Source organism: Nostoc sp. CCY0012, from assembly GCF_963920855.1.
In the GTDB taxonomy this organism is placed as follows: Bacteria; Cyanobacteriota; Cyanobacteriia; order Cyanobacteriales; family Nostocaceae; genus Cyanocohniella.
This window is the reverse complement of record NZ_CAWUDM010000220.1, coordinates 1-2,035: the sequence shown is the minus strand read 5'-3', so window position 1 is coordinate 2,035 and position 2,035 is coordinate 1. Positions and strand designations below refer to the sequence as shown.

2 protein-coding genes and 1 pseudogene are annotated in these 2,035 nt (G+C 38.7%); 2 read left to right on the top strand and 1 reads right to left on the bottom strand.

Annotation, left to right across the window (positions count from 1 at the left end):
* Window positions 1-26: 26 nt before the first annotated feature.
* Window positions 27-236, bottom strand: a complete 210-nt coding sequence (locus ACM0OS_RS28790; protein ID WP_414546590.1) for a helix-turn-helix domain-containing protein — start codon at window positions 234-236, stop codon at window positions 27-29.
* 145 nt (window positions 237-381) lie between these two features.
* On the opposite strand from ACM0OS_RS28790, the gene ACM0OS_RS28785 reads away from it, so the two are divergent.
* Both ACM0OS_RS28785 and ACM0OS_RS28780 read left to right on the top strand, forming a co-directional pair.
* Window positions 382-1,200, top strand: a complete 819-nt coding sequence (locus ACM0OS_RS28785) for a PhzF family phenazine biosynthesis protein (protein ID WP_414546589.1) — start codon at window positions 382-384, stop codon at window positions 1,198-1,200.
* A 117-nt stretch (window positions 1,201-1,317) separates the two neighbouring features.
* Window positions 1,318-1,989: pseudogene (locus ACM0OS_RS28780) on the top strand (serine/threonine protein kinase); the annotation flags it as partial.
* Window positions 1,990-2,035 lie beyond the last annotated feature (46 nt).

The window sequence follows — 2,035 nt, the reverse complement described above, 5'->3', positions numbered from 1 at the left end:
TAACTCTACTACATCAGCCCTTTTTTTTATACTCTTTTTTTGGCTACAGTATTGTTTAGTAAAGTCAGTTGCTGACTACATGCATGATAGTTTAATGTTTTCTTCTCGGTGTTATATAACTCCTGTCTTAATGCTAGAAAGCGATTATACACAAACCTTGCACAACCAATGGTCTTGTTAATTAAGACTTGCTGGTTATGGTTAGGGATGAGTGTAACTTTAAACGCTTTTTGCATTTTAAGTTTTAATATATCGTCTAAATAATTTTACCATAATCTGTTATCCTATACTACTCTAAATATAGAAATATAGAGCGCCTAACTCATGACTAGAAGTCACGAGTGTGCGGCTTGCAGAAATCAATAGCTTCTGGGCGATTTTATGGGACAGATTATTACTCAAGTTGATGCTTTTACTGATAAACCTTTTGCGGGGAATCCGGCGGCTGTCTGTGTTTTGTCTGAGTCTCAAGCTGATGATTGGATGCAAAATGTCGCTCAGGAGATGAATTTATCTGAGACGGCTTTTTTAGTAAAACAAGATGATGGTTTTAGTCTGCGTTGGTTTACACCTGCGGTAGAAGTGCCGCTTTGTGGTCATGCAACTTTGGCTAGCGCCCATGTACTTTGGTCGCAAGGGCATTTGTTACCTGATGAAGTTGCCCGGTTTTATACTAAAAGCGGTGTTTTGATTGCCAAGCGTCTGGGTGATTGGATTGAGTTAGATTTTCCGGTAAATCACTCACAAGAAACCATTGCGCCTCCACAACTGAGCAAGGCTTTAGGTGTACCTTGTAAATCTGTGCTGAAAAATTCTTTGGGGTATTTAGTCGAGGTGGAGTCTGAAGATTTAGTGCGACAAATGCAGCCGAATTTTCAATTACTCAAAACTTTACCTATGGCTGAAGTGATTGTCACTAGCCAAAGTAAGCCTGATTCTGAATATGATTTTGTTTCTCGCTTCTTTGCACCAGGTTTAGGCATTGATGAAGATCCTGTGACTGGGGCGGCTCATTGTTGCTTGGCGGCTTTCTGGCGCGATCGCCTGGGTAAAGATGAGTTTTTAGCTTATCAAGCATCCCGTCGCGGTGGCGTAGTCAAGGTAAGGTATCCAGGAGGCGATCGCGTGTTTCTTTCTGGACAAGCAGTAACCGTAATGCGCGGCGAATTAATTACAAATTTGGTATATTACCAAACCTAAGTTTAGTAGGTATTTAAAGCTAGACACATCAAGATTACTCTGTGTTATTGACTCGTTGTTTCTGGGCAAAATTAACTTAAGTATTGCACTTAAAAAGTTATATTTTAACCAACGAATATGGTATTGAGTAATAACACTATGACAATTTCTGGTTACTCCATCACAGAACGACTTTACTCAGGTATACGCACTTTAGTATACCGATGGAACCGTGAAAGTGACCAGAAATCAGTAGTAATCAAAATGATGCGGAATGAATATCCCACCTTTGGCGAAATTGTTCAATTCCGTAATCAGTACACCATCACCAAAAATTTAGATATACCAGGCATTATCAAACCCCTTAGCCTAGAGCCATACCGCAATGGTTACGCCTTAGTTATGGAGGATTTTGGTGGTATTTCCCTAAAAGAATGGGGAGTAGGAAATCAGAAATTTTCTCTGAGTGATTTTCTCAATATTGCCATAGCCATAGCTACAACCCTAGAAGCACTACACCGTCACCGAGTTATTCATAAAGATATTAAACCTGCCAATATCCTAATTCATCCGGAAACTAAACAAATTAAATTAATTGACTTTAGTATTGCATCTCTACTACCAAGAGAAACCCCACAACTACAAAATTCTAATGTCTTAGAAGGCACTTTGAGTTATATTTCTCCTGAACAAACTGGCAGAATGAATCGGGGGATAGATTATCGCACAGATTTTTATAGTTTAGGCGTTACTTTATATGAATTATTAACAGGAGAATTACCATTTTTATCGACATATCCAATCAGGGTAAGCTCATCTAATTTGGTATAGAGAAAACTTGACATAACAAAGAAAA

What these genes read in the sequence shown, in the direction of transcription:
- ACM0OS_RS28785 (WP_414546589.1), top strand. Translation starts at nt 382, where the DNA reads ATGGGACAGATTATTACTCAAGTTGATGCTTTTACTGATAAACCTTTT.
- ACM0OS_RS28790 (WP_414546590.1), bottom strand. Translation starts at nt 236, where the DNA reads ATGCAAAAAGCGTTTAAAGTTACACTCATCCCTAACCATAACCAGCAA.